Below are 26,676 nucleotides of genomic sequence, written 5' to 3'. Positions count from 1 at the left end.
TCAGCAGCGTCTGACCTTACGTAACGCTCTGATTGACTCAATCGGCATAGGCTGGCTGAACCAAAAACCCTGCAGTTGATCGCAGCCAGCCAGCCGCAGCAGTTTCATTTGCTTCTCGGTTTCCACCCCTTCCGCCACCACCGCCATGCCCAGCGCATTGGCGATCCGCACCGTGCCGCTCACCAGCGCTGCCGCCTGTTCATCGTGGTCCACCAGCCCGGCCAGGGATTTATCAATCTTGATGGTGTCGAAGTTAAAACGCCGCAAATAGCCAATGCTGGAATAGCCGGTACCGAAATCATCCAGCGCCACCGCGGTGCCCAGCGCTTTAAGATTGGCTATCGCCATGCGGGCACGCTCCGGATTTTCCAGCACATAGCTCTCCGTGACCTCAAGCTGCAGCCGGTGGGCCGGGAAACGGGTGCTCTCCAGCACGCTGGCCACTTTTTCTTCAAAGGCAGGATCGCGAAACTGCGCGGGCGAGATATTAACGGAAAGCTTTAGTTCACCGTACGGCTGCAGATCCTCACAGGCCCGCTGCAGCACAAACTGACCCAGTTTGTAAATCAGCCCGCTGGTCTCCGCAATGGCGATAAAGGTATCCGGACCAAGCGGCCCCTCCGGGCGACGCGGCCAGCGGACCAGCGCTTCGACGCTGCTCATTGTCTGGCTGCGGGCGTCAATAATCGGCTGATACCAGACCTCAAACTCATCGCGCTCCAGGCCGTCACGAATCTGATTTTCAATCGCCAGCTTGCGTTCCCGGACGCTGTTCAGCTCCGCGTCGTAGTGGGTGATACGCCCTTTTCCGCTCATTTTGGCGTGATACATGGCAATATCGGCGCGGCGAAACAGTTCCGAGCTGTTGCATTCAGTCAGGGTTCCGCTGGCGATACCGATGCTGGCACCGATATGGATTGTGCGTTCCCCCAGCAGAACCGGGGTGGTGAGATAATCCAGCACGGAAACGGCAAAGGCGGTAGCCTGCGCCTCTGCATCATCACCGCCGATGGTCATGGCGAACTCATCCCCGCCCATGCGCGCCAGCATCCCGCCGGGCGGCACGCGTTCATTCAGCGTTTTCGCTATCGCCACGATGAGATCGTCACCGACGCTGTGGCCGTAGATATCATTCACATCCTTAAAGCCATCGAGATCGATAAACACCACGCTTTTGACGTCGGTATCACCGCGTAAACGCACCCGATCCAGCGCCTCGATGAGCGCGCGCCGGTTAGGCAAATGGCTTAACCAGTCCGTTCTTGCGACCAGACGCGCCTGGCTTTCACCGCGCGCGAGTTTGTACAGCCCCACGCTGCTCACCAGAATGAAAAGCAGGATCAGCGCCGACGCCAGCACCACAATCTGCCTGATGTCAGAAGATGCCGCCCGGGCGGCCTGCGCGCCCGGAAGCCGCGCCTGCCAGTTCAGAAATCCGACTAACTCCCCTGCAGCACTGTGCAGCGGCATGCTGCGATCGTTAATTTTGTCTGGGGTAAAGTGGAGGTTATCGATCTGAAAAGTGCCGCCCAGGTCGGATAAGATTCTGGCGTTAAGATGGCGGGTAATCACCAGATAGCGGCGGGTTCCGTCGTGGATCTGTAACCTGCCGACCATCGGGCGAATCAGCCCAATGCCGACAAAGGCCACGCCGGTGCGCGTCTGGCTGATCCCCGCATAGATATTTTTTTCACCCGCGAGCGCTCGCCCGTGCTGGTCGATAAGCGCTTTGAGGCCTTTGCCAAAGAAGTCGAGGTTTTTTTCGTCAAAGGGTCGGCTTTGAAACGATCCCCAGAGGACGTTGAAATGCTCATCCAGCACGAAGGTCCCGTCGTAGAGGTTATTGATTTTAAAGCCGGCACCCCAGGTGTTGTACAGCCAGTCGGGATCGAGCGTGGGACGGTAGGCCTCCCGCACCGCATCGTCCCAGACGGCGTTATCAAGCACCAGAGAGGAGACGCGGTTAACCGAGGTCTGAATGGCTCCCTGCACGGAAAGCGCCGTGCGGTGTTCATCAATTTCGTTGGTTTTGGTGCTGATAAGATGCAGGGAAAGGTAGAGCAGCGCGACGATGGAGATGATTAAGCCGATCCCCGCCATGAAGACCATGGCAAACAACGTTCTCGCATTGGGAATATTGCGCCAGCTTAATGTGCGATACATCAGCCATCCTCTTCATGTTTTGCTTTTCTAAGCGTAATACAGGCAGCGAATTTCGCTGCCTGTAAATCATGGTTCGAGGTCTGTCAGGCGAGTTTTATCATGATCATGCCGGCAAGGAGCAGTATAAGCCCCATCCAGCCCTTGTTATTTAAGCGCTGGCCGAAGAGTACCCAGCCTGCGGCCAGCGTGGCGGCGATACCAAAACCACCCCACAGCGCATAGGCCACCGAAAGATCGATCCCTTTTACCGCCTGGGACAGGGCGCTGAACGCCCCCAGCACCGCGGCAATCGACATCAGGCCGTAGAGTTTACGGCGAAAACCATCCGAGAATTTCAGCAGAACGTTCGCCAGGATTTCCAGCACGATGGCGAGCCCCAGCCAGGCCGCATGAACCCATTCAAACTGTTGCATGGTTCTGCTCCTTCTGCGTTTTGCCAGGCTTTCGGGTACCGGATTTAATCAGCACAATACCCGCGACCAGCGTCGTTAATCCGGCGACCTTCATTGTTGTTAACGTTTCGTCAAATATCAGCACGCTGAACAGCGTAATCAACAAAATACCGATCCCTTCCCAGAGTGCATACGCGACGCCCAGCGCAATTTTTTTCACCGCAAACGAGAGGAAAATATAAGAAAGCGAAATCATCACCAGCATCAAAATAAAACCGGTGTTGCCATCGCTGACGCTTGCCCACTTCATAGACAGCGTGCCGGTAATTTCAGCGATAATTGCCAGCGCTAATAGGATCCAGTAAAACATGTTTTTCTCCTGCTTGAGAATATAATCCATCGTGGCCCGCTGCGTGCAGCAAACCAAAAAATACGAATTGAAATCAGACAGCTAAGCGCTTAGCGCCAGCTCAGGCAGAAGAAATGACTATAGTGCGGTGCGCCAGTGTTGCTCACCAGAAAGCAGGCAGAAGGAGGTGGAGTATACAGCGGTATTGTTTGAAGAGTACGTCCTGAACATATTGTCCATAAAATTACAATTATCCGCGTTGTTGCTTCTCGTCTTTGCGGATGAAAATTGTCCTCAGTAGTTAAACACACCAAATTTGTACCATAAGCTAGGATTTTACTCAAAGTCTTTGCAATTCTTTACCCATCCCGTTTGATTTTGGTTAGTTTATTGCAACGCCTTTCACCTTTATTATAAATAAAAAGATTATTCCGGAGTCACCATGGCTAAACCCATCATTACCCTGAACGGGTTAAAAATTGTCATCATGCTGGGCATGCTGGTGATCATACTGACAGGCGTTCGTTTTGCCGCCGACATTATTGTGCCTTTTATTCTGGCCCTGTTTGTTGCGGTGATCCTTAACCCGCTGGTACAGCGCATGACGCGGCTACGCATTCCGCGCGTGTTGGCCATCACGCTGCTTATCAGCATCATTATTGTGGCGATGGTCTTGCTGATGGCGTATCTGGGGACCTCGCTAAATGAGCTGGCGCGAACGCTGCCGAAGTACCGCTCTTCGCTGGCGATACCGCTGCTGCAGCTGGAACCCTGGCTGCAGCGCGCGGGCATCGAAGTCTCGGTTGAGGAACTCCTGAAATACATCGACCCCAACGCGGCCATGACGATCGTCACCAGCCTGCTGGCGCAGCTTTCCAATGCCATGACCTCCATTTTCCTGCTGTTTTTAACGGTGGTGTTCATGCTTCTGGAGGTGCCGCAGCTGCCGGCAAAGCTGCAGCAGATAATGGTCCGTCCGGTTGAAGGAATGGGGGCGATTCAGCGCGCGCTGGACAGCGTCTCCCGCTATCTGGTGCTGAAAACCGCCATTAGCCTGGTCACGGGCGGCGTCGTCTGGGTGATGCTTCTGGCGCTGGACGTTCGCTTTGCGTTTGTCTGGGGGCTGCTGGCGTTTGCGCTTAACTACATTCCCAACATCGGCTCCGTGCTGGCGGCGATCCCTCCTATCCTTCAGGTGCTGGTTTTCAGCGGGCTTTATGACGCGCTGATCCTGCTGGCCGGATACCTGGTCATCAATCTGGTGTTCGGTAACATTCTTGAGCCGCGCATGATGGGGCGAGGGCTGGGACTCTCAACGCTGGTGGTCTTTTTGTCCCTGATTTTTTGGGGCTGGCTGCTCGGCCCCGTTGGGATGCTGCTCTCCGTCCCGCTGACCATCATCGTTAAGATTGGCCTGGAACAGACGGCGGGCGGGCAAAGCATTGCCGTGCTGCTGAGCGATATGAGCCATCAATAGCGGTCAATCCACCATCGACAGGAGGGGCTTGCGGGTCCTTCCTCCTTCGCGATACGTACCGATCGCCCTCTGCCATTCCGCCAGTGGATAGATCGCGACGTCGCTGTACCTACTGTTGGGCAAATTAAGCCAGATGCGGTCAAACTCCGCGCGCCACGCCTCAGCGCTGAGCGCATCCAGACCGTTTCGGATATGGAACCACGCCACGCGCGGCGCTGGCCGTTGCTGTCTGAAGGTTTGCCCGGAGAGCAGCCCGTAGCAGACAAATATGCCCTGCTCGGGCATCACGCTGAGGATCGCTTCCGCAAGCGGCCCGCCGGTGGCATCGTAGACAACGTCGGTACGCGCGGCGACGGAGCCAATCCGCTGGGCGTCATGCTGCGCGACGGGAATGATCCCCATCGCCTCCAGCCGTTCAGCGTGAACGGCGGAACGGTGGATCCCGTACACCGCTTCCGCCCCCGCCTGACGCGCCCACTGCCCCAGCAGAATGGCGCAATCCGACCCGGCTGCCGTGAGCAGCACCCGCTTTCCCTGAGGCGGATAGCGGGTAAGCATCATCTGCGCCGCCAGCGGGTTGATATAGGCCCGCGCGGCCAGACGTGCGTCAAGAGCGTCCGGAACGGGGATGGCATACTCTGCCGGGCAATCAACATAGCGCTGCCAGGTGCCTTGACCGCGCAGCGGCAGGACGCGTTTACCCAGCAGATGCGCAAACGACGCGGGCGCGTCGGTGACAACGCCGACACCTTCATACCCCGCTACCGCCGGTAGCGGGGTTCGGTGGCGATAGGCGCCGGTGATGGGAATGAGATCGGACGCGTTCACCGGAGAAAACAGCATTTGCACGCGGAGCTGACCCGGCGCAAGCGCCCCCAGCGGCGCGGTTTCAGGTTGCAGAACGGTTTCTGGCTCGCCAAAACGGCGATACCAGAGGGCCAGGTTTTCCATTACGATCTCACGGCTGATAGCGGAACGACTACTCGCGCCAGCCCATTGCCGGTGCGACATGTTTGAGAATAGACTCAATCACGTGCGCATTATAATCCACACCCAGCTGGTTCGGCACGGTCAGTAATAACGTATCGGCTTCGGCAATCGCGTCGTCCTTTTTCAGCTGTTCGATCAGCTTGTCCGGCTCCGCCGCATAGCTGCGTCCGAAGATGGCGCGCGTTTTCTCATCAAGGTAGCCCACGCTATCGCTGTCGTTACGGCTGGCACCGAAATACATCCGGTCGCGGTCGTCCATCAGCGCAAAAATACTGCGGCTGACCGACACCCGCGGCTCGCGCGTATGCCCTGCCTCTTTCCAGGCCTGACGGTACGCGCGGATCTGTTTTGCCTGCTGAATATGGAACGGCTCACCGGTTTCATCGTCCTTCAGGGTTGAGCTTTGCAGGTTCATTCCCAGCTTTGCGGCCCATACGGCCGTCGCATTTGAACCGGCTCCCCACCAGATACGCTCGCGCAGCCCTTCAGAATACGGCTCCAGTCGCAGCAGCCCCGGCGGATTCGGGAACATAGGCTGTGGGTTAGGTTTTGCAAACCCTTCCCCGCGCAGCACCTCAAGCAGCACCTCGGTATGACGGCGCGCCATATCCGATTCGTCTTCCCCTTCCTGCGGGACATAGCCGAAATGACGCCAGCCATCAATGACCTGCTCCGGCGAGCCACGGCTGATGCCAAGCTGCAAACGACCGCCGGAAATCAGATCCGCCGCGCCTGCATCCTCGGCCATGTACATCGGATTTTCATAGCGCATATCAATCACGCCGGTACCGATTTCGATGGTTTTCGTTTTTGCACCTATTGCCGCCAGCAAAGGGAACGGCGAGCTAAGCTGTCGGGCAAAGTGGTGCACGCGGAAATACGCGCCGTCTGCCCCCAGCTCTTCAGCCGCCACGGCTAAATCGATGGACTGCAGCAGCGTGTCTGCCGCCGAGCGAGTGCCGGACTGCGGTGAAGGCGTCCAGTGGCCAAAGGATAAAAACCCGATCTTTTTCATAACCCTGTGTCCTGATAATGCATTGCGTTCTGTCCACTTTACGCATTACCCGGTAAGAATAAATGCCGTTTATTTAACGGAGTGATTCAAATAAATTGACAGAATTGAGCGGGGCGTCATTACGCGCCATAATGGGATATAATATCCCCCACTTTTTTCATGGCAGGTAAAACCGGCAATGGCTCTGATCCCTAAAAACTACGCGCGACTGGAAAGCGGCTATCGCGAGAAAGCATTAAAAATCTATCCCTGGGTCTGCGGACGCTGCTCGCGGGAGTTTGTCTATTCCAATCTGCGTGAACTCACGGTTCACCATATCGATCACGACCATACCAACAACCCGGAAGATGGCAGCAACTGGGAGCTGTTGTGCCTGTTTTGCCACGATCACGAGCATTCGAAATACACCGAAGCGGATCAGTACGGCACCACCGTGGTCGCAGGGGAAGACGCGCAAAAAGACGTGGGCGTCGCCACGTTTAACCCGTTTGCCGATTTAAAAGCGATGATGGATAAGAAGAAATAATCGTTCACCGCCCATACCTGCCGTATGGGCGGTTCAGGAAAGGATAAAGGCCATGGACACCCTCCGCTGCTACTGGGATATGTTTTATACCGCCTACGGTTTACTTTTCACGAGAATACTTAGCCTCATACTTCTGGTCTGGCTGTGCCATGATTTGCTGCGCCGCCCAGGGAAAAACGCTGCTGATGCCGCTGGCCCGATCGCAGAAGCCGATGCCCGGGAGCGGTATCAATGGCGTTTTCAGCTGTGGTCATTGCGAACCGTACAAATCCTCTGCCTGCTATCACTTTTCTGGATGCTTATTAAGGGACTCTTTGCCTGACCCTGTCCCTGGTTAAAATGTCCAGGTGATAGCGGCGGTTGCTGACCCTTCATTACGTCGCATCACGATCGGGCTGTCATTCGCACGATCGCCAAGCCAGGTATAGTCCGCGCTCAGGACCGTCCCCCAGTGGGCATCGAACTGATGGCTCCAGGTCAGACTGGTGTCGACGCCGTAAAATCCACCCGGCGCTGAATAGCGCCGATATCCGGTGCGGCGGCTCTGCTGCTCGCTGACCCCATACCAGGTATTCAGATAACGACCGTCGCCAAACAGGGCCGCGGACTGAAAGGCGATCGTGTCCTGGTTATTTTGTACGGGGATTAGCGTCACGGAAGCCTGATAGCTGGCCCCCTGGCTGTCCGTTAACGGCAGCGTCGCTTTGCCTTCCACACTCAGCCAGGGCGCGGCCTGCCAGCCCACGGCAAGGCCGGTATTCAGGGTGGCATCAATGTCCCCCATCCCTTTCAGATTGTTTGCCCCCTCACGCCAGCCTGAATTTTTCTCAGCCCTTCCGAAGTCGTAGCCCAGCGTGTGTTCGAAATACCAACCGCTGTCGTTTTGCAGGTCATACCCCACCCCTTTTTGCGCATCAATAAAGAAAGCGCCTTTACGACCCTGCAGCACCGGAACCACCTGCCACACCTGCTTGTCTGAGCCTGAGTAACGCGGGGCATACTGCCCTCCCAGCCCGACGGTTAAGGAATCGGAAGCGGAGCCATCATCCGCCTGCACGCCGGACGTCACGACCATCAGAAGCGGGACGGACATATACAGGACTTTTTTTATCGCTATCATACTGCTCTCCATACAGACGCTGGCGTCTCCTGATTCAGGGGCGGCCATACAATGTTGGCGCAGTATGATTTGGCTGAATCAATGAATCGTCGGGAAAGTGTTAAGAAATGGTCAAGGTGAACGGATGTTGTCCAGAAGAGTGCTGATTATTGAAGATGACGCCGATGCGGCTGGCGTGCTCGAAGCCTATTTACGGCGTGAAAATTACGACGTGACCATTACCGGGGACGGTCTTTCCGGGCTGGATATGGCGCAGCGGTGGAAGCCAGACCTCATCCTGCTGGACGTGATGCTGCCGGGGCTTAACGGCACCGAGGTGCTGGCGGGACTGCGTCGTAAAAGCGATGTGCCGGTTATCATGGTCACGGCCATGGGGGATACCCCCGACCGTATTGGCGCCCTGCGGTACGGTGCCGATGATTACGTTGTGAAGCCTTATCATCCGGGAGAAGTGGTGGCTCGGGTGCAGGCGGTGCTGCGGCGCAGCAGTAAAAAAGAGACAGACGAAGCGATCCTTCGCTGGCAAACGCTGGAGGTGGATGTCGCCGCCATTGTGGCGAGCGTGGATAACGGCGGCGACGCGCCCGTGATGCTCGATCTTACGCCAACGGAATTCTCGCTTCTGGCAACGCTGCTGCGTTCTCCTGCGCACCCGTTTTCCCGTCAGTATTTACTGGAACACTGCTTGCCGGAAAGCGAGGCGCTGGAGCGCGTGGTGGACACCCATATTTATAACCTGCGTAAAAAACTCGAAGCGGCGGGTATTTCCGGCGTGCTGATCAACGTTCGCGGCGTGGGTTACAGGTTCAGACAGCCATGATAAAAAACCGGCACTCCTCTCTGTGGCGCTGGATTTGCGCGCGCATCTTAGCGCTGGCCATCGGCAGCGTGATCGTCATTGCCACCTGCATGTGGCTACGCTATGCGGTGCAGAACTACTGGATAATGGGCAGGATGCCGTCGGCGGTCCGGCAGGAGTTTCTTACGCTCAGCCAGAACCCGCAGGCCAATCCGGCCCGCTTCCACACGATTGTGGACACCTGGTGGGGCCTGAGCTATTCCACGCCGTCTATCGCCTCAGCCGACTGGGTCACGGTGGCCCTGCTGGTGCTGGTAATGATCCCGTTTATCGTGGTGATGGGGCTAAAACACGCCCGGCCGCTGGCGCTGCAGTTCAGCCGCCTTCGCGATGCGGCAAAGGATGTCGCCGACGGGCAGTTTGGCCGTCAGGCGGAACTTATCAAGGATGCGCCGGCGGAAATGGTCAGCTTTGCGGCCGACTTTAACTCCATGACGGGGCAACTCGCCCGCTATGAAAAAGAGCTCCGCGCCTCACACGTCGCGATGGCGCACGAGCTGCGCTCGCCCCTGACGGCCGCCATTGGGCGTCTGCAGGGCATGTTAGACGGCGTGTTTGATGCCAGCCCGGCGCAGCTGGGCATGGTGATGAAACAGCTCCAGCACCTCAACCGCCTCACCGATGAGCTCCACCTTCTCTCGTTGGCCGACGCGGGTAACCTTGTGCTGGAGGATCAGCCGTTCTGTCTGGATGAGCTGATTCAGGAGCGGGCTGCCTGGATCATGCCCCAGGCTGATGCGCATCATTTCCGGATAACGCTTCGTAACCCGCGCACCTGCCCCTTCAGAGGCGATGCGTTCCGTCTGGGCCAGGTTGTTACCATCCTCATGGAAAATGCGCTACGTTACGGACGCGATGGCGGCCATCTTGAGGTGGCGCTGCACTACGCCAGCGGGCATTACACCCTCGAATTTACCGATGACGGGCCGGGCGTATCGCCCCAGTTCCTACCGGAAATGTTTAAACGCTTTAGCCGCGAGGAGCAGTCCCGCGCGCGGCATTCCGGCGGCAGCGGCCTCGGTTTGTCCATCGCCCGGGCGATTTGTCAGGCGCATGGGGGTGAGATTAGCGCGTCGTTACCGGAAACCGGCGGCCTTGCCGTGCGCATTTTATTGCCCTGGCATCCGTCCGATAATGAAAATCTCCACTCTTGATAAAGCCTTGACAGAACATCGAATCTTTCTCGACGTAGCGCGCATTTAATAACGCCATTCCCTTTATGGAGCGGCGTTATGTCAGACGAATTTTTTCTCTCCCTCCGCCACTGCCTGCATCATATGTACGGCGTGGCGCGCACCCTTTCCTGGCTGCATTTTCTTCCCCTGGCCCTGCTTGCGCTGGCGATTTTTCCGCTGACCGGCTGCGGTGATAAACACGAAAATAAGCCCGACCCGGTACGAACGGTACGCTACGTCGTGGTTGGCACCGCCCACCCCCTTCCCGCGCTGGAAAGAACCGGTGAGATCCATGCCCACGATGAAACGACCCTGAGCTTTCGCACCGGGGGCCGGATATTGACGCGTAGCGTCGATATTGGTGACAGTGTCACCGCCGAACAGCTGCTGGCCACGCTTGACAACACGACCGGGCAAAACCAGCTCGACGGCGCTGAGGCCGACTATGAAGGCGCCAAAGCCTCTGCGCAGGTCGCCGCGCTTAACGTCAGCCGAATGCAAAAGCTCATGCCAACGGGTGCGATAGCCCGCACGCAGCTCGACAGCGCCCGTGCGGACTGGCTTGTCGCCAGCGCGCGCTTAAAAAGCAGCGAGGCCGCGCGCCGAAATGCCCGCGAAAGCCTCGGCTGGACGCGCCTGATCGCGCCCCAGGCGGGCGTCATCACGGCCGTGAACGCCTCTGCCGGGCAGGTTGTCAGCGACGGTCAGTCCGTGCTGACGCTGGCGACCGGGGAAGATCGCGACGTGGCGTTTGATATTGCCACCCCTGATGCGATCCCGCCTCTGGATAAGGCGATTTTGCAGGTTTCCCTCCTCAGCGATCCGTCGGTGCAGGCGTCTGCCGTGCTTCGTGATATCACCCCGCAGGCCGATCCTCAGACCCGCACCTGGCGCGTCAGAGCCACCCTGCAAAACCCGCCGGCGGCCATGGCGCTGGGTGCCAGCGTGACCGTCACGTTGCCATCGTCAGCCCCGCACGGGTACACCCTTCCCGCGTCCGCGCTGACCCGTGCCGGCGACAAACCGGCCGTTTTTGTGATTACCCCGCAGTCGCGGGCGCAGCTGCGCGCGGTGGTGCCCGCGAGCTATACGGCCTCCTCCGTCATGATTGCCTCCGGCCTTGAGCCCGGCGATCGGGTGATTACGGCGGGCGTGAGCACATTGCGGTCCGGCGAACCGGTGATGGCCGGAGAGGTTCAGCCATGAACTCAGGATCGGAAGACAAATTTAACCTCTCCGCCTGGGCGCTGAAGAACCAGCAGATGGTCAGCTTTTTCATGCTGCTGGTGATTGCGATGGGCGTATTCTGCTATGAGAAGCTGCCGCGTAATGAAGATCCGGCTTTTACCATCAAAACGGCCGTCGTCTCCGCGCAGTGGCCGGGAGCATCCGTGGCGGATACCACCCGCCTGCTGACCGATACGCTTGAAAAAAAGCTGGAGGAAACGCCCTGGCTGGACTATCTCGAAAGTGAAACCCGGGCCGGACGTACCGTTATCCACGTCAACCTCCGTGACGATACGCCCCCGCAAAGCGTGCCGGATATCTGGTATCAGGTTCGCAAAAAAATGCAGGACATCGCGCCGTCCCTGCCTGAAGGGGTGCAGGGTCCTGCCGTGGACGACGAGTTTGACGACACGTTCGGCACAATTTATGCCTTTATTCCCGAAGGTTTCACCCTGCGTGAGGTGCGGGATCGCGTAGAGACCCTGCGTCGCGAGCTTATGTCCCTGCCGGATATGGGCAAAACCACCCTGCTCGGCGAACAGCAGGAGCAATGGGTTCTCGCCTTTTCTCCGGCACGCCTGGCCGGGATGGGGCTTGATATTCAGGCGGTCGCCGACGCCCTGCGGGCGCAGAACGCGGTTGTTCCGGCAGGCACTCTGCGTACCGGGCAGGAGAATATGGCGATAAAGGTCAGCGGGGCGCTCACGACCGAAGAGAATTTACGGGCCGTCACGCTGCACGTGAACAATCGCTATATTCCGCTGACCGACATTGCAACCGTCACCCGGGAAATCGCCGAGCCGCCTGCCCCTGCTTACCGGGTAAACGGCAAACCGGCTATCGGGCTGGCGGTGTCGATGGCGCCAACGGGCAACATGCTGCGTTTCGGTGCTGCGCTGAACGCCAGAATGGCGGCCCTCAGCGCCGGGCTGCCGCACGGTATCGAGATGGTGAAAGTCGCCGATCAGTCGGCGGTGGTCAGTGACGCGGTAAGCGGGTTTATCCGGGTGCTTATCGAAGCCGTTATTATCGTGCTGGCGGTTTCATTTGTCTCATTGGGCTTACGGGCCGGGCTGGTGGTGGCGACGGCCATCCCGCTGGTGCTCGCCATGACGTTTGCCGGCATGATGCTCGCAGGCATCGGCCTTCAGCGCATCTCGCTCGGGGCGCTGATCATTGCCCTGGGCCTGCTGGTGGATGACGCCATGATCGCCGTCGAAACGATGGTCTCCCGGCTGGAAGCGGGGGATTCCCGTCGGCATGCGGCCACCCATGCATTCAAAACGACGGCCTTCCCGATGCTCACCGGTACCCTGGTGATGATTGCCGGTTTTATTCCCGTTGGTTTTGCGGCCTCCAGCGCCGGTGAATACTGTTTTTCCCTGTTTGCGGTGGTGCTCATTGCCCTGCTCTGTTCCTGGGCTGTCGCGATCCTGTTCTCGCCGCTGACGGGCACGTGGCTGTTGCCGGAAAAAGTCAGACATCACGCGGCGGGACCCGGAAGGATCGCGCGCGGGTACGGACGGCTTTTACGCCTGGCACTGCGTCACCGGGCCGCTACCGTGCTGCTCGCCCTTTCCGCGCTGGGGCTGTCCGTGTACGGCACGACGTTTATGCAGGGCGAGTTTTTCCCCGCTTCGGACCGGCCTGAGCTGCTGGTCAGCCTGACGCTTCCGGCCAACGCGTCGCAGCCGGAAACGTTAAGAGAGGTGGAAAAGCTGGAAAAGGCGCTGGCCGGCAACGGCAACATCAATCGCTATTCGACGTACGTCGGGTCGGGTGCCATCCGTTTTTACCTGCCGATGGACGTGCTGCTGGAAAATGAAAATATCGCCCAAATGGTTGTGGTGGCTAAGGATCTTGAGGCGCGGGATCGTCTGCATGCGCAGCTCAACAGGATCCTGGCGACGCAGTTTAGCGACATCATCACGCGCGTGTCGCCCCTTGAGCTGGGGCCGCCCGTCGGCTGGCCAATCAAATACCGGGTGAGCGGGCCTGATTATCTGCAGGTCCGGGCGTTTGCGAACCGTCTCACGGACGCGATTGGCCAGTCCCCGTTCTCACGCGACGTTAACCAGACGGCCGGAGAGCCGGAGAGGGTCATAACCCTTGAGGTGAATCAGACGGCGGCCAGGGCGGCGGGAATATCGTCAGAAAGCCTCGCCCGCACGCTGAACACCGTCTGGTCCGGCAGCGTTGTCACGTCCATCAGGGATAACGACCGCCTTGTCGACGTAGTGCTCCGGGCCTCGGACAGTGAACGTCACAGCACCGCCACCCTCTCCTCGCTTACGATTCAGGGGAATGACGGTAAAAAAATTCCGCTCAGCGCCGTCGCGACGCCGGTCTGGGGCGTGGACGATCCGGTCATCTGGCGTCGCCAGCGCGTGCCCTTTATCACGGTGCAAACGGATCTTGCCCCGGGGCTGAAGGCTGAAGCGGTATCCGCGGCGCTGCGTCCGGCGGTCGATAAACTGCGCGCGAGCCTGCCGGCAGGTTACAGCATTGAAGAAGGCGGCGCGGTTGCCGAATCGGATAAGGGGAACAGCTCCGTCTTTACCGTCCTTCCGGTGACGCTGGTCATCATGCTGTTGCTGCTGATGCTTCAGCTACGGCGATATTCCCGGATGCTGCTGGCACTCCTGATGGCCCCGTTTGGTTTACCGGGGATCGTGCTGGCTATGCTGCCCGGCGGAACGCCGATGGGGTTTGTCGCGCTGCTGGGCGTCATCGCCCTGGCGGGGATGATCGTGCGGAACGCGGTGATATTAATTAGCGAGGTTGACAGCAATCTTGCTCAGGGGATGGCAAACGATGCCGCGATTATGGCGGCCGCGGAGCACCGGGCCAGACCCATCTGTCTGACCGCCTGCGCCGCCATTCTGGGCATGATCCCCATTTCTCACCAGGTCTTCTGGGGCCCAATGGCCTATGCCATTATCGGCGGGCTGCTGGCTGCGACGCTGGTGACGCTGACCGTGTTACCCGCGTCGTTTAGCCTGCTGCTACAGTGGGGCGCTCAGCGCAACGCCACAGAAGACGGACTGCGCTGAGGCCCTACCGTTTCCCGGCAGATTACGCGGCGGTCAGCGCAAAACGGTTTTTCAGGACATGGCGGATTTCCTCCTCCGCCAGCTGCCGCGTTTCAGTGCCGTTCGCCGTGATGGTTTTCAGCATATCGCCCAGCAAAATCTGGCGTCCCTCCGGGCTGTGCTGCACCACAACACGCTTCTGCACAAAGATCGCATCCGGGTGCGTGGAGTTAAGGTAGTTGGCCGGGACGAAATCAATCCATTCCTGAGGCGTGAGATCAAAGCCGTATTGCCGGGCCCATTCTCCCTCCACCTTCGCCTCAAGCAGATATTCGCCTTCCGCGCTGCGGCTCAGTCGGAACGTGTCGAAATCCTGCGTGATTTCCACATCAAGCGTGTCCAGCGCCATCGGCGCACGAATGCCGTAGCTGCCAAACCCGAGATCGCAGAGCCACTGTCGGCTCTCCACCTCGGCAATCAACGCCATATGGGTTTTCGGCCGCCGCGCGGGGTAGAACATCGGGCGCGCCGCCACGAAGCGGTAAGGTATTCCTAACGCCGCCAGCGCCATGGCAAAAAGCCCGTTCACCTCGTAGCAGTAGCCGCCGCGCCCCTGCGTTAAGACCTTATCGGCAATGTCGTCTGGCGCCAGCGAGACAATTTTACCCGCCTGCACGTCCAGATTCTCAAAGGGAACGGAAAAGAGCTGATGACGCATCAGCGCATGCAGGGTGGCCGTATCGGCAGACGCCGGTCCGGTGTAGTTTATGCGTTTGAAATAGGTGGAAATGTTGAAATTATCGCTGTGCATAATGCCTCCTTGTCCTGAACATGCCGGACACTATAGATGGCGCGCATCATTGGCTGTATAGTCAGTTTTATCGAAAATTAGCCTGAACAGATACCCATGTCTGCCCCGTCCCAGTCGTCCCCACACTATCGCCGAATTGCCGAGATGCTGCGCCTCACGCTCACGTCTGGCGCGCTGCGCGCCGGTGACAGGATGATCTCCGCACGCAAACTGGCCGAGCGCGAGCACGTTAGCCTTCCGACGGCGCTGGAGGCCCTTCGCTGCCTGGAGGCTGAAGGGCTGATCGTTGCGCGCCCGCGTTCAGGATATTACATCCGCCAGACCAGCCTGCCACCGCGCGTAGAGCCCGCGCGTTCCTCGCCAGGCCCGGTCCCCGTCACCCTGTCCGCCGTGGCCCGGTCGCTGTTCAGCAGTGCAGAAGCCAGGCTGATCCCGCTGGGCGCCGCCCTGCCCGATCCCGCGTGGCTGCCGGGAGACGCGCTGCAGCGGGCGTTGCACTCTGCTGGCCGTCGTCTGGACGCGCATGGACAGAGCTACAGCCTGCCTCCGGGAAGGGGGGATTTGCGCAGTAAGATTGCCGCGCGTTCTGCGCAGTGGGGAGCCCGGTTCGGCGCGGACGATGTCATTATTACCGCAGGCGCGACGCAGGCGCTGCGCCTGGCCCTTCGGGCCGTGTGCCAGCCGGGCGATGTCGTGGCGATTGAGCAGCCCGCCTACTTTGGCACGCTCCTGCTGCTGGAAGATTTAGGCCTGAAGGCCTTAGCGATCCCCACCGATCCTGTCGAAGGCCTGCTGCTGGAACCGCTGGCGGACGCCATTCGCCGCCACCGCCCTGCTGCCGTTCTGGCCTCGCCCACCGTGCAAAACCCATTGGGTGCCAGCATGCCCGTCGCGCGCAAGCATGAACTGGTTGCCCTGCTTGAAGAGGCGGGAATTCCTTTGATTGAGGACGATGTCTACGGTGACCTGGTCGGCGAGGGGCAACGTCCTCCGGCCTGCAAGGCGTTCGACCAGAGCGGGAATGTGATTTACTGCAGCTCCCTGTCAAAAACGCTGGCGCCGGGCTGGCGAATCGGCTGGATTGCCCCCGGACGCTACCACCCGCAGGTCTTACAGGCCCGCATGGCCGGAGACTGGGCCGGCACGCCGCTGCTGGAAGCCGCGTCGTGCGAGATGCTGGCAAGCGGCGACTACGATCGTCACCTGCGGCGGCTGAAGCGCCGGGTCGCAGAGGGGATCCGCGCCGTTGTGGCGCGGGTCGAGGCCAGTTTCCCACCCGGTACGCGCGTTAGCGTACCCGCAGCCGGTTTCCTGCTGTGGGTAGAGCTGCCTCAGCAGGTCAACGCGCTGGAGGTGCATCGCCGCGCGCTGGCGCTGGGTATTGGCGTCAGCCCTGGCCCCCTGTTTTCCCCGGCCGCGGAGTTAACGCACTTTCTGCGGCTGAACTGCGCAAACGAACCCACGCCCCGCCTGCTGAACGCCGTGGACCAGATTGGCGCGCTGTGTCACGAGCTGGCTGCTTTCACACCAGACTCTCCAGCCATTCGGTAAAGACCCGAACCTTGCGGGAGAGGTGACGGTGTGGATAGAGCAGTGACAGCTTGCGGTCCGGCGATCGATAGTCTGGCAAGACTTCAACCAGAAGGCCGCGGTCAATGTAAGGCTGGAGAAAGAGATTCATCCCCTGCATTAACCCCAGCCCGGCAAGGCCTGCCGCGATGTAGGCCTCTGAGTTATCCACGACAAGCTTACCGGGAAGGGTAATTTCCGCGATGCCTTCTGGCGTGGTAAACGTCCACGGATGAATTTGTCTGCTGCGGTTATTAATCCAGTTGATGGCCTGATGCCTGCGTAAATCATCCGGCGTTTCTGGCGTACCGTGTTGGGCCAGCCAGGCCGGGCTGGCGCAGGTCGTGATTTTGATGTTCCCGATTTTACGCGCGATATACTCGCCGTCCTCCAGCCCTCCCACCCGCAGCACGCAGTCCAGGCCATCCCGCAGCATATCCCGACGGCGGTCAGAGCTGCTCAGAATGATGTCGATCTCAGGATGCTGACGATAAAAATCAGGCAGATTGGGGATCACCCGCAGCGTGGCAAAAGAGACCGGCATATCCACACGCAGCTGGCCGTGTATTGCCCGGTCCGTACCAAACGACTCCAGTAATTCGTCCGCCTGCGCCAGCAGGGGTTTACTCCGGCGGTAAAATGCTTCCCCATCCGGCGTCAGGCTAATCCGACGCGTTGTGCGCTGCAGTAGCCGCGTGCCGCTGTGCTGCTCCAGAAGCTGTAACGCTTTGGTGACCGCCGGACGATGGATCTGCAAATTCTCCGCCGCCTGGGTAAGACTGCCTGACTCGACAATTTCAATAAAAATTCGAATAGATTCAAAGAGGTTCATTTGCATAAGAGACGCTCTTGCCGCGAGCAGGATAAAGTGATTGTTATTAATTTTATAACAGTGATGAATCTTTTTGGCTATTTTTCCTAACAATCCTGCGCCCTACACTCTTCCCCATTCAAACGTAAGGAAGAGTCTGCTATGAAAAATAACCGTATTTGTCAGATCCTGGGTATCGAAAAACCTGTTATTCAGGGGCCGTTATCCTGGCTCACGGATGCCCGCCTGGTCGCTGCGGTCAGCAATGCCGGAGGGCTCGGCGTGCTGGGGCCCAATGCTGGTTTAACCGCCGACACCGCGGTGTCCACGCCGGAAGAGACCGCCGAAAAAATGCGCGAGGAGATTCGTAAAACCAAACGGCTGACCGAGAAACCGTTTGGCGTGAACCTGATCCCCACGGCCGTTAATGACGTCTGGACAGGGCCGATCCTTCAGGTGGTGAAAGAAGAAGGCGTCAGGGTCGTTGTGTATACGGGCTATGGGGAAGGCAGCATTATTCCCGCGCTGTTCAGCGAGTTAAAAGAGGCGGGTATCGCCATTATCTACCGCGACATCAACCCAACGCCGGAGAACACCCGCCTCGCGGAAGAAATGGGGGCTGACATTATCGTCGCCACCGGTTTTGATGAGGGCGGAACGTTACCCGCAACGGTGCTTGGCACCTTTTCCATCGTGCCGCTGATTGCCGATGCCGTGAAGCACGTCCCGGTGATGGCCGCGGGCGGCATTACCGATAATCGCACCGCCAGAGCGGCGCATGCATTGGGTGCGGAAGGCGTGTTTGCCGGGTCGGTCTTTATCAGCACGGAAGAAAGCCGCGTGCCGCAGGGGGTCAAAGAGAAAATTGTTGCCGCCAACGGTCTCGATTTACTGCTTTTCCGCACCGTTCCCCATTACTACCGCGCGCTTCCCGGCAAGCTGGCGGACAAACTGGCGGCGATGGATAAAGCAGGCGCAAGCAACGAAGCGCTGGGCAAGGCGATGGGAGGATTACGGGGCCTGCGCCTGGGCATGCTGGAAAATAATACCGATGAGGGCTATATCGCCCTCGGCACGGGGATTGGGAACATCCGCAGCGTGAAAAGCGTGGCCGAGGTTGTTAATGCGTTAACGGTTGAGTAAGTGCCCCGGCGTCCTGGCCTGCACCAGGAAGCCCAGGTTCATCAGGGAATAATCCGCGCGGCTCTCAGCTGCGCAAACAGGCTGAAAAACATCTCATCGGTGGCCTGCATTTGCGTAAAGCCCGCCCTGCGCAGCTTGCTCCCGTCACCGAACATGTCGTAATCCCAGCTAAAGACAAAATCGGCAAACCGCCCGTCGCTCAGCTGCAGAATATCCGCTTCCACCAGCCTCTCCCCTGCAAGCTCGCGCCATACCCCGCGATAGTCGTTAAACAGCTGATGAAATGACAACCTCACCGGCGGCGCAGAGTCCAGTTCAAACCAGCGTGCGATGCGCGGCCACAGTTCGCTCCAGCGCCAGATATCGCCATTGTTTACGTTGAAGGCCTGATTCTGTGCCGCAGGTGACGTGGCGGCCCATAGGGTTGCCTCGGCCAGCAGCCCGGCGTCGGTATGGTCAACGATGCTGTGCCAGGCCTGTTCCGAACCGGGAAAACGCAGCGGTAAACCCAGCGCCTTGCACAGGGAGGCGTACAGGGCGATGCTCAGCGCGAGGTTCATGGCATTACCCGGTACCGCACTCCCCACCACGCCAGGCCTGATGGCATTCCAGTGCCAGCCTTTCCCCCGCTGAAACTGGCTGAGCCACGTGAGCTGCGCGGCGTTAAATTCGGCACCCGGTACGCCGGGATCGCTTTCCCGCGCCGGGGTTTTAAACGGCCCAAGATGTGCACCATAAACTTTATACCCCTGCATCAGGCTTACCGTCTGCAAAGGCGCCGTTTTTTCGAGGGTGCTGACCAGATTACTCAGCATGGTGACGTTCGGCTCAACCATGTCCGTCCAGTTCGCCGCGTTCGCCCAGGCGCTGTAAAAGATATGGGTGACACCGTTCAGGGCGTCCAACGCCCGCGCGGTGTCCTGCGCATCCAGTAAATCGACGTTCACCACGGGAATGCCGTCCGGGTGGGCTACCGCGTGGCGACTGAGGCCGATCACCTTCCACTGATGGTGCAGAAGGGTGTTGACCAGCTGTCTGCCGACAATGCCGCTGGCGCCCGCGACCAGGGCGACGTTGTGTTGCTGCATCTTATTCATGGTGTTTCTCCGTAAAGGGTGACAGACGCAGTGTGATCTATTATTTTTTCTGGAGATATCCCCTGAAACCGATGGCACTTATAAGCAGAATCATTAAATGAATAATAAGCTCAATGCCATTTACACCTTTCTACGCGTCGCTGAAGCGGGCTCGTTTTCGGCGGCCGCCCGTCAGACCGGTATTAAGCAGTCCGCCGTCAGTCAACAGATCGCGGCGCTTGAGGAATCACTGGGTGTGGTACTGCTGCACCGTACGACGCGTACGATGAAGCTGACCGAACAGGGTGAACGTTACCGGCGTGATATGCAGCTCGTGCTGGACGCCATGGGGGAAGCGGAGAGACGTTTACATCCTGTCGACCCTGACGTTCAGGGACGCGTCCACGTCCAGCTACCGAGCGGCCTGGGGCAGATCGTTTTGCCGCATCTGCTGGCGCTACAGCGCCTGCATCCCGAACTGCAGCTGATGATTTCCCTGGATGACCGCCTTGCCGACCTGGTGACGGAGGGCGTGGATGTCGCGATACGGCTGGGCAGTGAGCCTCCGCAGGCGCACGCGGCTCGCGTGCTGGCGCGTATTGAAGCCGCGCTGTTTGCCGCTCCCGGTTTTCAGGCGGTACACGCCGTCAGGGAACTGACGACGCTGCCACACGTACGTTTCAGCGGTATTCCGCTGGATGCCCCCCTGCGCCTGATTTCTGACGAGGAGACGGTCGAGGTCAACGTGAATACCGTTTTCCGTGCCAACACCAGCGACGCGCTGCTGCAGGCGCTGGAGTCAGGCATCGGCATCGGCGGCATGCAGCGACCGCTCGTGGCCAGGGCGCTGCAGGCAGGCACGCTGGTACCGGTGCTGCCCGACTGGCGCTTGCCCGATCGCTTCCTCTACGCCGTTTATCCTGACGCCCGCTTTATTCCGCAGCGCGTCAGAAAGGTCGTCAGCGTGATTGAGCAATTACTGCCTGAAATAATAAAGAAAAACTGATTGTTTCCGCCGTAAATGACGTGCATTTTTTACCCGCAAGGAATAGAGTGTTTTTACCGTATCCCCTCTTTCTGGAGCACGTATGCCGGATTACCGTTTTTTCCAAAAAGGCCCGAACCTCATTGCGATCGAGAGCGCAAACACCGATGCGGCCGCTCAGCTCATCGCTCAGGGGTTTGAAAAACAGTTTGAGGAGATCGGCGCCGCGGATGAAAAAGAGGCGCTTACCCGCCTTGCGGATATCCGTAAAAATAATGAGATCGATCGCTATAACTTCCTGGCCGGAGCGGGCGAAATGCCGCTGATCGGCGCGCTGGCGGCTGCGGCAACCTGGTTGGTGCAAAAGAAATAACGCAACGATCCTTTACTTCGCCACCGGCAAATCGGCGTACCGCGTCGTATAGGCCGGTGACAGCATCTCACGCTTCATCGCCCAGGATTTCTCAATACCCTGCCCGGCGAACCATATCTTCCCTTTACCGGAATGATTTACGCTGTCCATCATCGCCATCAGCGCCGCGCTGTTGGCGCGCAGACGATTATCGTCAAACAAATTCAGCTGGGCGACGCCGCTGCTGAAAAAGTCCGCCAGCATGACCCCGGCTTTCATATAGCGATATCCGTCGAGCCATATACGCCCCAGCGCCTCCGTGGCGGCGCGGATGATATCGCGCGAGTCATTGGTGGGCGTCATCAGGGTGACAGAAGCCTGATTGCCGTAATAAATTTCGTTGTCCGCGTGCGGGCTGGTGCGCACAAACACGCTGATAAAACGACAGTATTGATGCTCGCCGCGCAGTTTTTCCGCAGCGCGTTCCGCGTAGGCGCAAATGGCCTGGTGCATCTCCTCGTACTGCGTAATACGGTGTCCAAACGAACGGCTACAGATAATTTGCTGCTTCGTGGGGGTGAACTCTTCCAGATCAAGACAGGGTTCACCGCGAAGCTCGCGGGCCGTCCGTTCCAGTACCACGTTGAAATGTTTGCGAATGACCCAGGACGACGCTTCCGCCAGCTCCAGCGCCGTGGTAATGCCCATCGCGTTCAGTTTTTTCGTGATGCGCCGCCCTACCCCCCACACCTCCTCTACCGGAACCTTTGCCAGCAGCTTACGCTGCCGCTCGCGGCCTGAGAGATCGACCACGCCGCCCGTGCTGGCCCAGCGTTTCGCCGCATAGTTGGCCAGCTTCGCCAGCGTTTTTGTCGGGGCAATACCGACGCCGACGGTTAAGCCCGTATTTTTAAAGACCTGCGTGCGCATCTGGTGACCGAACGCTTCCAGTGACAGGCAGTGACTGACCCCAGAAACGTTCACGAACGCCTCATCGATGGAGTAAATCTCTATTGCCGGGGCGAGATCGGTCAGCGTCTGCATGACCCGACTGCTGAGATCGGCATACAGCGCATAGTTCGAGCTAAAGACGTAAACCCGCGACGGGTATAGCTTTTCTTTGAATTTAAAATACGGCTCACCCATTTTTATGCCGAACTGCTTTGCCTCCCGCGACAGTGAAATAATGCAGCCGTCGTTATTGGACACCACCACGATGGGTTTCCCCTCCAAATCGGGGCGGAATACCCGCTCGCAGGAGGCATAGAAGCTATTCACATCAACCAGCGCGAACATGTTTATGCGTTTTGAGCGTGTGGGTGACGACGCCGAAGATCTGCAGCTCCTCTTCGGACTGAAAGGTAATCGGCTGATAGCGGGCATTATGCGGCAGAAGTCTCAGAACCGGACGGGTCTGTAGCTCTTTCACAGTAAACTCACCGGCGACCGACGCCACGACGATATCCCCATGTTCGGCATTTAACGAACGATCGACCACCAGCAGATCGCCGTCGCCGATCCCCGCCCCAATCATGGAGTCTCCACTCACCTTGATAAAATAGGTCGCACTGGGGTGCCTTACTGCCAGCCGGTTAAGATCGAGACGATCCTCCACATAATCCTGCGCCGGGCTGGGAAACCCACAGGCAACACGTTCTAAAAATAAAGGTAATTCAATGATTTGTTTTGGTTGATAAGAAAAGAGAGTGTCCATAATGCCTTTCTCGCCAGATACTGTATATAAATACAGTATTACGGATTATGGACAAGGATCAAGGTCATTTCCGGAGGTGAACCCAAACGCGTTGAAGTTTGAGCGGTTTTAATTGAGCAACGTCGCCCGCCGTTAACAGGCCTGACAGTATAAGTCATATAAAAGTCATCTGGTTTATGACTTATAAAAAATAACATCACTATGCACTAACTACATATTGACTTTAAAGTCAGATATAAGCATATTTCACAGCACAAATTAACAAGACTTACTGGAGAATATTTCCATGCCAGCCCGTGACTATCCAGACAAGCGTGTTGCACGCGGTCTGGCAAAGGAGGCCGATCTCAGGATGCTGAGCGCCCGCATCGATCCCGACCTGATGGAGTACATCAGAACCACCGCCTTTGAGACGCGTAAGAGTAAGCAAGAGATTGTGGCGGAAGCGTTAGCGCTCCACAGACAGAAAAGTCAGACAGGACCCTAAGCGCGCAAAGCCGGGGGCCCCCTTCGGGCTTTGCGCATATCACGTTTAATCTAACAGCGAATTCAGCGTTTCCAGTGCTTCAGGCGGTAACTTCAGATCCGCCGCCGCGAGGTTTTGCCGCAGATGCGCCACGGACGAGGTGCCCGGGATCAGCAGAATATTCGGGGAACGCTGCAGCAGCCATGCCAGCGCTACCTGCATTGGCGTGGCGCCCAGTGAATCCGCGACGGCTTTCAGCCCGGAAGATTGCAGTGGCGTAAAGCCGCCCAGCGGGAAGAACGGCACATACGCAATCCCCTGCTGTGCCAGCAGATCCACCAGCGCGTCATCCACCCGGTTCACAATGTTGTACATGTTCTGCACGCACACCACCGGGACCATCTTCTGCGCTTCCGCGACCTGGGTGGCCGTGACGTTGCTCAGGCCAATATGCCGCACCAGCCCCTGCTGCTGTAATTCGGCCAGGGTGGAGAGCGGTTCAGCAATCGATCCTTCCGCCGGCCCGTGTGCGCTAAACATGATCCGCAGATTCACCACGTCCAGCACGTCCAACTGCAGATTACGCAGGTTGTCATGCACCGCCTGAGTCAGTTCCTGCGCGGAAAAGGCTGGCAGCCAGGCGCCTTTGTCGTCGCGACGGGCGCCAATCTTGGTGACGAGCGTCAGATCGTCCCGGTACGGGTGAAGCGCCTCGCGGATCAGCTGGTTAGTGACGTGAGGACCATAAAAATCACTGGTATCAATGTGGTTCACCCCCGCCGCCACCGCTTCGCGCAGCACGTCCAGCGCGGCCTGCTTGTCCTTCGGTGGACCAAAGACGCCCGGCCCGGCGAGCTGCATCGCACCGTAGCCCAGTCGTTTAACCGTCCGCGTCCCGAGCGCGTACGTCCCGCTTTTATCAATGCTGCTCATGTTAACCTTCCTCATAAAAATGATCCGGATTTACAACAGGTTCCCTCAAAGAACCTTTAGTTAAGCGCGAGTTAATTAAAGTTTAAATTCTCTACGACGATAGTAATGAAGTAACCCTGCATCTTCTCTAACGGACGACCGCTATGCTGAAAAACCTGCACGTGATTACCGGTATTATCTTTGCCCTCACCATATTCTGTCTGCTGCAAGTTGTCACGGGAGGGTTGTTCTACTCTGCCGTCAGCAACGATCGCCATAACTTCCAGAATTCCGGCGTGCTCAATGCCCAGCAGGAAAGCCTGAGCGACAGCGTGAACACGCTGGTGAAAACGCGCGTCACCGTCACCCGCGTGGCGATCCGCTACCTGAAAAACCAGCGCGACCCGGCTTCCCTTGCGGCGATCAATAAGCTGCTTGGCACCGCAGGCGACTCGCTGGCAAAAGCCGAAGCCTATAACAAAGAGTGGCAGAAACTGCCGCAGGTTAACGGCCAGGAGGCGGCATTAACCGACGAGATGCAAAAATCCTGGAACCAGATGCACGAAGTGATGCGCTTATCGATTGAGTATCTGCGTGCCGACAACTATCAGGCCTATGGCGATCTGGACGCGCAGCAGGCGCAGGACGAGATGGAAGCGGTCTATAACCGCTGGCGCGCCGAAAACAACACCCTGCTGAAGGCCGCAACCGAAGAGAACCAGAGCAGCTTCACGCAGATGCAGTGGACGCTGGCGGCGATTCTGCTGGCCGTTATCGCGGTTCTGGTGGTCATCTGGCAGGGTTTACAGCACCTGCTGTTAAAACCACTCCACTCCATTATGAACCATATTCGCGCCATTGCAGGGGGTGACCTGACGCAGGATATCGCCATCTCTGGCCGCAACGAGATGGGGCAGCTGGCCGCCGGCCTGCATGAGATGCAGCAGTCGCTGGTGACCACCGTCAGCGCCGTACGTGGAAGTACCGACTCCATCTACACCGGCGCAGGCGAAATTGCCGCAGGAAGCAACGATCTTTCCGCCCGCACCGAGCAGCAGGCCGCCTCGCTGGAAGAGACCGCCGCCAGCATGGAAGAGCTGACCGCGACGGTTAAACAGAACTCCGATAACGCCCGTCAGGCCACGCTGCTGGCGAAAAACGCCTCTGAAACGGCCGCGCGCGGCGGTCACGTCGTGGATAACGTGGTTCGCACCATGAACGAAATCGCCGACAGTTCGCAGCAAATTGCGCATATTACCGGCGTGATTGACAGCATCGCGTTCCAGACCAACATTCTGGCGCTTAACGCAGCGGTGGAAGCGGCGCGCGCCGGGGAACAGGGGCGCGGTTTTGCGGTTGTTGCAGGCGAAGTCCGTACGCTGGCGAGCCGCAGCGCGCAGGCGGCAAAAGAGATCAAAGGGCTTATTGAGAACTCCGTCAGCCGGGTGAATACCGGTTCCGAGCAGGTCAGCGAGGCTGGCACCACCATGAAGGAAATTGTCGCCGCCGTCACCCGCGTGACCGATATCATGGGTGAGATCTCATCTGCCTCTGACGAGCAGAGCCGCGGTATTGAGCAGGTGAGCCTGGCCGTTTCGCAGATGGACAGCGTGACGCAGCAAAACGCCGCGCTGGTGCAGGAGTCCGCCACGGCGGCTGCGGCACTGGAAGATCAGTCCGAGCAGCTGCGCCAGGCGGTGGCCGCGTTTCGTCTGAACGGCAAAGAAAAAGCGGTCGCCCCACGCCCGGCCAATCTGAAAACGCCACAGCTGCTGCGCCCGGCCACGACAACCGCCTCCACCGACAGCAACTGGGAAACGTTCTGAGTCTCAGGCGGGCGAGGATATCGCCCGCTAGCGGCTGCGCTTGGCGTGACGCTCCCAGTTTTCCTGTTTTGCTTCATCGGATTTTCGCAGTGAAACATAGCATGCCCCGCTGCCGCCGTGATGCGGCAGCGCCACGCAGAAGGCCTGCACTTCCTCAAACTCGGTTAACCAGCGCGCCAGATAGCTGCGCACCACATTGGGATGCGAGTTCTGCTCGCGCCCTTTCCCGTGAATGATAATCAGATTGCGTAACCCGTCGCGTCCGGCCTGGCGAATAAAGGAATAGAGCATCTGACGGCAGCGTTCGGCGGGCTGACGCAGGAGGTTTAAGCTGGCCTGGCGGGCGTATTTACCCGTGCGCAGCTTATCGATAACGCCCTGCTGTACCCCTTCGCGCTGGAACGCCAGCGGTTCTTCCAGGGGAAGCATGTCAAGAAAATCCAGCGTCAGGAAGTTATCCAGCTGTTCGCTATCCACCTCCTCGCGCGCCCGCGTATTGCGGCTGGGCTGCCAGTGAATATCCGCGCAGCGCTTCAGGGGCTGGACATCTTCCATGGCGTCAAGAAAAAATGATTTGTCGTCAGGGTTCATGGACATCCTCCGGCTACATCTGAGGACTGTACTATACCTGCGCCAGAGACCGGCCTCAATCACCGTTACAGGACGATGCGTGGCAATAATATTAA

26 protein-coding genes and 1 pseudogene are annotated in these 26,676 nt (G+C 58.5%); 13 read left to right on the top strand and 14 right to left on the bottom strand.

What is annotated here, in order from left to right:
* The 4 genes and pseudogenes from AC2TE5_RS10095 to AC2TE5_RS10080 all read right to left on the bottom strand — a co-directional run bounded on the left by AC2TE5_RS10095 (position 1) and on the right by AC2TE5_RS10080 (position 3,213).
* The gene (locus AC2TE5_RS10095) at positions 1-2,163 is read right to left on the bottom strand and encodes a bifunctional diguanylate cyclase/phosphodiesterase (RefSeq protein ID WP_484613143.1); all 2,163 of its coding nucleotides are present in this window, start codon (positions 2,161-2,163) and stop codon (positions 1-3) included.
* Between the two features lie 83 nt (positions 2,164-2,246).
* Entirely contained in the window at positions 2,247-2,576 is a 330-nt protein-coding gene (gene mdtI, locus AC2TE5_RS10090) for a multidrug/spermidine efflux SMR transporter subunit MdtI (RefSeq protein WP_024909144.1), read from the bottom strand.
* The gene (mdtJ, locus tag AC2TE5_RS10085; RefSeq protein WP_213328438.1) at positions 2,563-2,925 is read right to left on the bottom strand and encodes a multidrug/spermidine efflux SMR transporter subunit MdtJ; all 363 of its coding nucleotides are present in this window, start codon (positions 2,923-2,925) and stop codon (positions 2,563-2,565) included. Before mdtJ ends, mdtI begins: the two co-directional genes overlap by 14 nt.
* 117 nt (positions 2,926-3,042) lie before the next feature.
* Positions 3,043-3,213, bottom strand: a pseudogene (locus AC2TE5_RS10080) (protein YdgV).
* 133 nt (positions 3,214-3,346) lie between these two features.
* Between AC2TE5_RS10080 and AC2TE5_RS10075 the strand changes: the two are divergent.
* The gene (locus AC2TE5_RS10075; RefSeq protein WP_213328439.1) at positions 3,347-4,381 is read left to right on the top strand and encodes an AI-2E family transporter; all 1,035 of its coding nucleotides are present in this window, start codon (positions 3,347-3,349) and stop codon (positions 4,379-4,381) included.
* A gap of 3 nt (positions 4,382-4,384) precedes the next feature.
* On the opposite strand, the gene AC2TE5_RS10070 is transcribed toward AC2TE5_RS10075, so the two are convergent.
* Together AC2TE5_RS10070 and AC2TE5_RS10065 are read right to left on the bottom strand one after the other, a co-directional pair.
* Positions 4,385-5,332 carry a zinc-dependent alcohol dehydrogenase family protein gene (locus AC2TE5_RS10070; RefSeq protein ID WP_484613142.1) on the bottom strand — a complete coding sequence of 316 codons (948 nt, stop codon included), beginning with the start codon at positions 5,330-5,332 and terminating at the stop codon, positions 4,385-4,387.
* Positions 5,333-5,360: 28 nt separating this feature from the next.
* Positions 5,361-6,386 carry an LLM class flavin-dependent oxidoreductase gene (locus AC2TE5_RS10065; RefSeq protein WP_133548713.1) on the bottom strand — a complete coding sequence of 342 codons (1,026 nt, stop codon included), beginning with the start codon at positions 6,384-6,386 and terminating at the stop codon, positions 5,361-5,363.
* Positions 6,387-6,564: 178 nt separating this feature from the next.
* Here AC2TE5_RS10065 and yajD point away from each other — a divergent pair, with 178 nt between their 5' ends.
* On the top strand, positions 6,565-6,912 hold the full coding sequence (yajD, locus tag AC2TE5_RS10060) for an HNH nuclease YajD (RefSeq protein WP_003857471.1): 348 nt from the start codon (positions 6,565-6,567) through the stop codon (positions 6,910-6,912).
* Positions 6,913-6,964: 52 nt separating this feature from the next.
* Positions 6,965-7,234 (top strand): hypothetical protein, encoded by a 270-nt coding sequence (locus tag AC2TE5_RS10055; RefSeq protein WP_213328442.1) that lies wholly within the window; start codon positions 6,965-6,967, stop codon positions 7,232-7,234.
* Between the two features lie 12 nt (positions 7,235-7,246).
* Here the strand turns inward: AC2TE5_RS10055 and AC2TE5_RS10050 are convergent, their stop codons facing one another.
* Positions 7,247-8,032: a MipA/OmpV family protein gene (locus tag AC2TE5_RS10050; RefSeq protein WP_484613141.1), complete on the bottom strand. Its 786-nt coding sequence runs from the start codon at positions 8,030-8,032 to the stop codon at positions 7,247-7,249.
* Positions 8,033-8,156: 124 nt separating this feature from the next.
* Between AC2TE5_RS10050 and AC2TE5_RS10045 the strand changes: the two genes are divergently transcribed.
* From AC2TE5_RS10045 to AC2TE5_RS10030, 4 genes are all read left to right on the top strand, one after another.
* Positions 8,157-8,852, top strand: coding sequence for a response regulator (locus AC2TE5_RS10045; protein WP_198885310.1), 696 nt, complete (start codon positions 8,157-8,159; stop codon positions 8,850-8,852).
* Positions 8,849-10,045 carry a sensor histidine kinase gene (locus tag AC2TE5_RS10040; RefSeq protein ID WP_213328444.1) on the top strand — a complete coding sequence of 399 codons (1,197 nt, stop codon included), beginning with the start codon at positions 8,849-8,851 and terminating at the stop codon, positions 10,043-10,045. Before AC2TE5_RS10045 ends, AC2TE5_RS10040 begins: the two co-directional genes overlap by 4 nt.
* 78 nt (positions 10,046-10,123) lie before the next feature.
* On the top strand, positions 10,124-11,272 hold the full coding sequence (locus tag AC2TE5_RS10035; protein ID WP_484613140.1) for an efflux RND transporter periplasmic adaptor subunit: 1,149 nt from the start codon (positions 10,124-10,126) through the stop codon (positions 11,270-11,272).
* Entirely contained in the window at positions 11,269-14,346 is a 3,078-nt protein-coding gene (locus AC2TE5_RS10030; RefSeq protein WP_484613139.1) for an efflux RND transporter permease subunit, read from the top strand. Before AC2TE5_RS10035 ends, AC2TE5_RS10030 begins: the two co-directional genes overlap by 4 nt.
* Before the next feature lie 22 nt (positions 14,347-14,368).
* Here the strand turns inward: AC2TE5_RS10030 and AC2TE5_RS10025 are convergent, their stop codons facing one another.
* Positions 14,369-15,136: an arylamine N-acetyltransferase family protein gene (locus AC2TE5_RS10025; protein WP_484613138.1), complete on the bottom strand. Its 768-nt coding sequence runs from the start codon at positions 15,134-15,136 to the stop codon at positions 14,369-14,371.
* Between the two features lie 96 nt (positions 15,137-15,232).
* Here AC2TE5_RS10025 and AC2TE5_RS10020 point away from each other — a divergent pair, with 96 nt between their 5' ends.
* Positions 15,233-16,687 (top strand): aminotransferase-like domain-containing protein, encoded by a 1,455-nt coding sequence (locus AC2TE5_RS10020; protein ID WP_484613137.1) that lies wholly within the window; start codon positions 15,233-15,235, stop codon positions 16,685-16,687.
* Here AC2TE5_RS10020 and AC2TE5_RS10015 read toward each other — a convergent pair.
* A complete protein-coding gene (locus tag AC2TE5_RS10015) occupies positions 16,659-17,543 on the bottom strand; it encodes a LysR family transcriptional regulator (RefSeq protein WP_484613136.1) in 885 nt (294 codons plus the stop codon). The two genes, AC2TE5_RS10020 and AC2TE5_RS10015, sit on opposite strands and share 29 nt — an antisense overlap.
* Before the next feature lie 135 nt (positions 17,544-17,678).
* Between AC2TE5_RS10015 and AC2TE5_RS10010 the strand changes: the two genes are divergently transcribed.
* The gene (locus AC2TE5_RS10010; RefSeq protein ID WP_484613135.1) at positions 17,679-18,659 is read left to right on the top strand and encodes an NAD(P)H-dependent flavin oxidoreductase; all 981 of its coding nucleotides are present in this window, start codon (positions 17,679-17,681) and stop codon (positions 18,657-18,659) included.
* A gap of 41 nt (positions 18,660-18,700) precedes the next feature.
* Here AC2TE5_RS10010 and AC2TE5_RS10005 read toward each other — a convergent pair whose 3' ends face one another.
* Complete coding sequence (locus AC2TE5_RS10005; RefSeq protein ID WP_484613134.1) at positions 18,701-19,756, bottom strand: SDR family oxidoreductase; 1,056 nt, start codon at positions 19,754-19,756, stop codon at positions 18,701-18,703.
* 97 nt (positions 19,757-19,853) lie between these two features.
* Here AC2TE5_RS10005 and AC2TE5_RS10000 point away from each other — a divergent pair, with 97 nt between their 5' ends.
* The gene (locus AC2TE5_RS10000) at positions 19,854-20,741 is read left to right on the top strand and encodes a LysR family transcriptional regulator (protein WP_484613133.1); all 888 of its coding nucleotides are present in this window, start codon (positions 19,854-19,856) and stop codon (positions 20,739-20,741) included.
* Between the two features lie 82 nt (positions 20,742-20,823).
* Positions 20,824-21,093 (top strand): hypothetical protein, encoded by a 270-nt coding sequence (locus AC2TE5_RS09995; protein ID WP_045356947.1) that lies wholly within the window; start codon positions 20,824-20,826, stop codon positions 21,091-21,093.
* A 12-nt stretch (positions 21,094-21,105) separates the two neighbouring features.
* Here the strand turns inward: AC2TE5_RS09995 and umuC are convergent, their stop codons facing one another.
* The gene (gene umuC, locus AC2TE5_RS09990) at positions 21,106-22,368 is read right to left on the bottom strand and encodes a translesion error-prone DNA polymerase V subunit UmuC (RefSeq protein ID WP_484613132.1); all 1,263 of its coding nucleotides are present in this window, start codon (positions 22,366-22,368) and stop codon (positions 21,106-21,108) included.
* A complete protein-coding gene (gene umuD / locus AC2TE5_RS09985; protein WP_008500532.1) occupies positions 22,352-22,786 on the bottom strand; it encodes a translesion error-prone DNA polymerase V autoproteolytic subunit in 435 nt (144 codons plus the stop codon). The genes umuC and umuD overlap by 17 nt, the downstream gene beginning before the upstream one ends.
* A 286-nt stretch (positions 22,787-23,072) precedes the next feature.
* Between umuD and AC2TE5_RS09980 the strand changes: the two genes are divergently transcribed.
* Entirely contained in the window at positions 23,073-23,273 is a 201-nt protein-coding gene (locus tag AC2TE5_RS09980) for a hypothetical protein (protein WP_032657653.1), read from the top strand.
* A gap of 45 nt (positions 23,274-23,318) precedes the next feature.
* Here AC2TE5_RS09980 and AC2TE5_RS09975 read toward each other — a convergent pair whose 3' ends face one another.
* On the bottom strand, positions 23,319-24,185 hold the full coding sequence (locus AC2TE5_RS09975) for an aldo/keto reductase family oxidoreductase (protein WP_484613131.1): 867 nt from the start codon (positions 24,183-24,185) through the stop codon (positions 23,319-23,321).
* 143 nt (positions 24,186-24,328) lie between these two features.
* Here AC2TE5_RS09975 and tcp point away from each other — a divergent pair, with 143 nt between their 5' ends.
* Positions 24,329-25,990, top strand: a complete 1,662-nt coding sequence (gene tcp / locus AC2TE5_RS09970) for a methyl-accepting chemotaxis citrate transducer (protein ID WP_213328456.1) — start codon at positions 24,329-24,331, stop codon at positions 25,988-25,990.
* Between the two features lie 27 nt (positions 25,991-26,017).
* On the opposite strand, the gene smrA is transcribed toward tcp, so the two are convergent.
* Positions 26,018-26,581 (bottom strand): DNA endonuclease SmrA, encoded by a 564-nt coding sequence (gene smrA / locus AC2TE5_RS09965; protein ID WP_213328457.1) that lies wholly within the window; start codon positions 26,579-26,581, stop codon positions 26,018-26,020.
* Positions 26,582-26,676: the final 95 nt, after the last annotated feature.

It is taken from the genome of Enterobacter sp. N5-15 (genome assembly GCF_057221635.1).
The sequence above is the reverse complement of the archived record's forward strand: the minus strand, read 5'-3'. Positions and strand labels throughout refer to the sequence as shown.